The 6,321-nt window shown below is 37.5% G+C and carries 4 protein-coding genes; all 4 read right to left on the bottom strand.

Features of this window, described 5'->3' with window-relative positions; all coding sequences use genetic code 11:
* Positions 1 to 599 precede the first annotated feature (599 nt).
* The 4 genes from LB450_RS13400 to LB450_RS13385 all read right to left on the bottom strand — a co-directional run bounded on the left by LB450_RS13400 (position 600) and on the right by LB450_RS13385 (position 6,108).
* Positions 600 to 1,796 carry an ATP-binding protein gene (locus LB450_RS13400; protein WP_224489754.1) on the bottom strand — a complete coding sequence of 399 codons (1,197 nt, stop codon included), beginning with the start codon at positions 1,794 to 1,796 and terminating at the stop codon, positions 600 to 602.
* A gap of 1,300 nt (positions 1,797 to 3,096) precedes the next feature.
* A complete protein-coding gene (locus LB450_RS13395) occupies positions 3,097 to 4,266 on the bottom strand; it encodes an ATP-binding protein (protein WP_224489753.1) in 1,170 nt (389 codons plus the stop codon).
* Positions 4,267 to 5,647: 1,381 nt separating this feature from the next.
* Positions 5,648 to 5,923 carry a Txe/YoeB family addiction module toxin gene (locus LB450_RS13390; RefSeq protein ID WP_224489752.1) on the bottom strand — a complete coding sequence of 92 codons (276 nt, stop codon included), beginning with the start codon at positions 5,921 to 5,923 and terminating at the stop codon, positions 5,648 to 5,650.
* Positions 5,899 to 6,108 carry a DUF2683 family protein gene (locus tag LB450_RS13385; RefSeq protein WP_224489751.1) on the bottom strand — a complete coding sequence of 70 codons (210 nt, stop codon included), beginning with the start codon at positions 6,106 to 6,108 and terminating at the stop codon, positions 5,899 to 5,901. The genes LB450_RS13390 and LB450_RS13385 overlap by 25 nt, the downstream gene beginning before the upstream one ends.
* Between the last annotated feature and the right edge of the window lie 213 nt (positions 6,109 to 6,321).

The raw sequence follows: 6,321 nt of genomic DNA, 5'->3' as shown, positions 1-6,321 counted from the left end.
CTCAAGGGCGATATACGTAATTGTTATCAAGGGAAGAACCATACTCTTATTGAGACCCTTTATAATTGATTCTTTAAATTTATAAATCTATATTTATATGAAATCAAACATACGAGGGAAATGCCGAAGGCAAAGGGTGTTTTCCTGGTGAGATGGGGAAACGTAAGTATAAATAAATCGATGCGCTCTATCGTATAATCGGCGGGGTGTTTTATGTAACGGTGACGAAGACTTTGACGTTGACTAAAACTACTAGTTAACTGGTATACTGACCTTCCCTAAATAAGGTTCACCGTTTTGGTTAATATACTAATTGATTATTTTCATAATTTTATACCCACCACTCAAAAACTCAAAGACTCAATAACAACTCAACTCAGGTTTGCTGCTTTTTCGTGTAATCGTGTAATCGAATATTCGAATAATCGGCAGGCGCTTTATGTAACGATGACGAAGACTAAGACTTTGGCTTCTGGTTAACTGAATTTGAAAAGAAAAATGTGAACTAACAAATTTAAATTGTTCATAATTCGGTATTCAGTATTTATTATTCAGTATTCGAAATTCCAGTGAGAACTGGGCAGCTAGTCGACTGGTGGCTAATATAAAAACCCAAAAAGCCATAATGGTATTTTATTTTGGTAACCATATTCTATATTATCTGCAACTACAAAAGCATTTTTTAAACCTTTAATTTGCTTTTTAGACTTGTCTTTACCTCCAATTTCAAAAGCATAGGTATTGTTGATTAAAAAATCTGTTTTTTCATGATAGCTCAACTTATTTTTTTGGCTTAATTGATTAGCAAAAAAAGTTTCTCTAACATTGCCTGTATTTATGTTTAGAGAAGAAAGTACAAACATTAAATTAGTGTTTTCTAAATAAACCTTAGCTGGTTTCTGCAACTTTGTATTCCCGTGAGCCTCTTTTTGCAAATGAATAGTTAAGCCTACTTCTTGCAAATAATGTAAATAGGATAACAAGGTAGTTCTATGCATATCCATTTTTTGACTCAAAGCCGCTATATTAGGCACAAAAGGGACAGACTCTGAAATGATTGTTAATAGTTGTTTTATTTTCGGGACTAAACCAACATCAATACCGCGCAATAAAGGTAGTTCTACCTCGAGCATCATGTTGATGACTTCTTCTATACGCTGTTCATATAAATCAGGCTCCTCTTTGTAAAATGGGTAGTAACCTTGTTTTAAATAGCTATTAAAATAACGAAATGGCTTTATTTTATCATTTATTAAACCTGCGATTTTTACATGATCTTTTAAAATAGCTTCCAAGGGATATTGCTCGATTTTTTTTCCTGTTTCAAGCTCAAGATATTCTCTAAATGATAATCCTTGCATGTGGTAAATAATAGCTCTACGACTCAAATCGGCTCGAGAGTTTAATATTTCCAACAGAGATGAACCTGTAAAAACTACTTTTAGCTCAAGGTGATCGTCATAAATATTTTTTAACTCTTGAGCCCAATTAGGATATTTATGCACTTCATCCAGAAACAAATACTTTCCTCCATGTCGAACGAATTCATCTGCTAAGTCAACTAATGTTTTATCTTTAAAACCGAAGGAGTCTAAACTTACATACAATGCAGTTTCTAGATTTTCACTGCAATTCAACTTTATATATTGTAATAGCAAAGTTGTTTTTCCTACGCCTCTTGCACCTTTAATTCCAATTAATCTAGCGTTCCAATTGACATCATGAATAAAACTTCTAACAAAATCCGTGCTGACCTGTTGTATTTTTTTTCGGTATCTTCTAAATAAATCCTCCATAATGCATATTGTATTATACAAATATAACTATATTTTGCATATCATGATGTGCACTATTGTTTTTTGGCTATGACTTTGACGAAGACAAGTGGTGAAGTGTCCTCCTAGTCCGCCTTAGGTGGATTGGCAGAGACAAAGACATTGACGAAGACGAAGACAAGTGGTGAGTGGTGAGCCTGCCTGCGTTCCTTGGCAAAGGCAGGGAATCTTTTTTTTCGTAGATATTAGATATCAGACGTTAGATATTAGAAAAAGGAGAAAAGAACATAGAACAATGACCTTCCCTAAATAGCGTCGACCGTTTTGCTTAATATGCTAATTGTTTATTTTCATAATTCTATACTCAACTCTCACCACTCAAAGACTCACATACTACTCAACTCAAGTTTGCTGCGCTCTTTCGTGTAAGGGTGTAATCGGCAGGCGCTTTATGTAACGATGACGAAGACGCTGAAAACTGGCTGTTGGCTTTTGGCCGTTAGCTACTGTCATCCCGAGAGAGAAGTTTTTTTTGCTTCGACGAGGGATCTTTTTATTATTTGATAATCTTAATTTAATGACTTTAATTTTAATTAAAACTTTCATTCTTTTTTAGTTCACCCTCGTTATTATTGTTTTAAGTGTTCATGAATCTCGTGCCTCGATTTGCATCGCCCAATCCCGATAGCTATCGGGAGAACCAATCCCCAAAGCCTTGGGGACTAGGCTTATTTTTATGTCTTTAAAAACTACGAAAGCAGTTCCTCCACGCAATGCCAACCGTTTCACTAGGGCATTGCTCCTTCATCCTTACTTCACTACCTTCTTGTTTTTTTACATCCATAAAAAATAGGCCAGTTTTAATATGTAAACAATGATGCTGAAGACTGTATTCTATACTCTTCACTTTAATTCCAATTGTTTTAATATGGAATTGCCTATACTGAGCGCAGTCGAAGTAGAGTCGAGATGGAATAATCTTTTGCTCCTAACAACGGAGCTTCGATACATCCGCCTGAGGCGGACACCTGCCTTTGCCGGCAACGCAGGCAGGCTCAGCCACCAATTGAAATTTTAGTGTTGGTAAATCGCTACGCTTATTCGTGTAATCGTATAATCGAATAGTGGTATAATCGGCGGGGCGCTTGAAGAAACGATGACGAAGACCTTGACTAAGACTTCTGGTTAACTAGTCAACCTGCCCGACTAGTGTCATTCAGGCGGGCCGGTCAACCTGCCCGACTAGCGTCAGTCAGGCGGGCTGGTCAACAGGTCTACCAATGTTCAGCAGTTCACTGATTCACTCCTCACTGTTCACTCTTTAATACAACAAACCAAACTGCCAGAGAGGAATAGTGTTGAGGTATCCAGTTTCAATATTATCTTTCACCAAAAAGGCATGATCAAGTCCCTTCAGCTGCTTTTTGCCTTTGCTTTTACCTCCAACTTCAAAATGTAGATGACCAATTTTGAAATCAACGTCTTTGGATGAGGTTACAATATGACTTTGGTTTAACTGATTGAAAAAAAAGGTTTCTCTCAAATTACCTGTATTTAGTTCGCCTTCAGTTAAACTATAAATAAGGTTGGTATTGTCTAAGTAAATTTTATCAACTTTCCCCAAACCCCTGATTCCACCAGTGGAGGGTCTTAATTGCCCTATCATTCCTGCCTCTTCTATATAAAGCAGATAATCTGATATATTATTCCGACTGGCCCCCAGGAATTCTGCGATTTTGGTCCTATTGGGTTTAAAAGGGACACTACGCGAAATGATAGCAAGTAATTGTTTTAACTTTCTGCCTGTAGCTACATTCATCCCTGCATACACAGGAATATCCACTTCCAGACTTTGGTTGATGATTTGTTTTAGTCGTATGTCAAAATCAGCTTCCAGGGAAAAAGGATAATAGCCTTGCTCTAAATACTTTGAAAATAAGGCTAAGGGATGCGGTAATTGTGGAGCCTCCACTTTATGGCTAAGCACCTCATCCAGAGTGTATGTCGGAAGGTCAATGTGATGAAAAAGACTCAAGTATTCTCTAAAAGACAAGCCTTTCATATGGTACATGACCGCTCTTCTGCTTAAATCGGCACTTCCTTTTTTGATATCCAGAACCGAAGACCCCGTAAACACAATCTGCAAATCTTTGTGGTAATCGTAAATGAGTTTCAGTGCTTTGGACCAGTCCGGGTATTTATGTATTTCATCTATAATGAGATGCTTACCGCCATACTTCACAAATTCACTTGCTAAATCGACAAGACTGTGACTCGAAAAATAAAAATCCTCCGCAGTCACATACAGGGTTTGCTGTTGGGGAAGATTTTTTTTAATGTGTTGAAGCACCAGTGTCGTCTTGCCTACACCTCTTGCGCCCAGCAAGCCTATCAACCGATTATCCCAGTTGATTTGAGTATGCATATACCTCATAAACCCAAGATCGGTTTCTTTTATAAGCTTATTGGCATATTCAAAAAGGCTTTCCATAGGACTGATTTTCAGTAAAAATACAAAAAACGCACTTATATAATGCGTTTTTTTATATTTTTTGCACTATTGTAGTGCGTTTTTAGTTTATAAATCTTTAGATAGCGATGTGTTATGAGTTGGTAAGGTGATTTTTATGACGTTGAAAACGGGCTTTAAGCCGTTGGCTTTTGGCTTCCCCCTAGCCCCCAAAGGGGGAATGGCTTGGCAGTGACGAAAACGATAGCAGAAGTTAAATAGTAAATATTAGAAGTAAAAAGTAGTAAGTATAATGACCTTCCCTAAATAGCGTCGACCGTTTTGCTTAATATGCTAATTGTTTATTTTCATGATTCTATACTCACCTCTCAAAGACTCAATAACTACTCAACTCAGGTTTGCTGCTTTTTCGTGTAATCGTGTAATCGAATAGTGGTATAATCGGCGGGGCGCTTGAAGAAACGATGACGAAGACGCTGAAAACTGGCTGTTGGCTTTTGGCCGTTAGCTACTGTCATCCCGAGAGAGAAGTTTTTTTGCTTCGACGAGGGATCTTTTTATTATTTGATAATCTTAATTTAATGACTTTAATTTTAATTAAAACTTTCATTCTTTTTTAGTTCACCCCCCTTGTTATTGTTTTAAGTGTTCATGAACCTCCTACGTCGGTTTGCATCGCCCAATCCCGATAGCTATCGGGAGAACCAATCCCCAAAGCCTTGGGGACTAGGCTTATTTTTATGTCTTTAAAAACTACGAAAGCAGTTCCTCCACGCAATGCCAACCGTTTCACTAGGGCATTGCTCCTTCATCCTTACTTCACTACCTTCTTGTTTTTTTACATCCATAAAAAATAGGCCAGTTTTAATATGTAAACAATGATGCTGAAGACTGTATTCTATACTCTTCACTTTAATTCCAATTGTTTTAACATCGAATTGCCTGTACTGAGCGCAGTCGAAGTAGAGTCGAGATGGAATAATCTTTTGCTCCTCACAATGGGGCTTCGATACATCCGCCTGAGGCGGACACCTGCCTTTGCCGGCAACGCAGGCAGGCTCAGCCACCAATTGAAATTTTAGTGTTGGTAAATCGCTACGCTTATTCGTGTAATCGTGTAGTCGAGTAATGGTATAATCGGCTAGTGCTTGAAGAAACGATAACGAAGACAATTGGTTAACTGAATTTGAAAAGAAAAATTTAGATTATTCATGATTCAGTATTTATTATTTAGTATTCGATATTTCAGAAGAACCAGAACTGGCCAACCGGTATACTGGTGAACTGGTCTACTGGTAAAGTGTTGAACTGGTTTTCGATACAATTTTTCGTTTCACTTAAAATCACTCGAACTGACAAAGTGGATAACTGAGTTTAGGAAACTTTATCCCAGCACCCCGATTTAATAATGCCCTAAAGCCGATACGATAACCACCAATCGGTCGGGTTCTTCAATGACTTGATACACTATTCTGTCTTTTTTATTGATACGCCGGCTCCAGTAGCCAGTTAGGTTGTATTTTAATTGTTCAGGGTTGCCTGTACCTGTATAAGGGTGCTCTGAAAGCTCAGTAATTATTTGTTCAATTTTTTTGATACTGGCTTTGTTACCGGTTTTATACACCTTATCAAAATCTAATCGTGCTGCTTTTTCTACTTTAATCCTAAACTTTCCCATAAGTTATTTGGATCAACTGTTAGGGTATTCCCTGCTTCTACACTTTGAGTACGTTCTTTAATCTTTTTTACAAAAGTGAGGTCGTATGGCGATTTTTCGGTTTCAAACCTTACGCCAAAGGCTTTTAAAAACTGCTTTATGGCTTTGGACTTTTTAGGGTCTGTTTGTATGATAATTGTTTCCATTTCATATGACTTTAGTTACAAAGTTACATATTTTATTTTTCCAAAATCTTAGTACGCTTGATCTTTGACTGGTGGGAGCCCCCTAGCCCCCGAAGGGGATCTTTTGGTAGATGTTAGATTCTAGATTCTAGATGTTAGAAAATGGAGAAAAGAACATAAAGCGCCCCCTAGCCCCGAAGGGGGAATGGATTGATAGTGACGAAAATGATAGTA

It is taken from the genome of Psychroflexus curvus (assembly GCF_020164585.1).
Lineage (GTDB): Bacteria > Bacteroidota > Bacteroidia > Flavobacteriales > Flavobacteriaceae > Psychroflexus > Psychroflexus curvus.
This window is presented reverse-complemented; position numbering and strand designations above follow the sequence as displayed.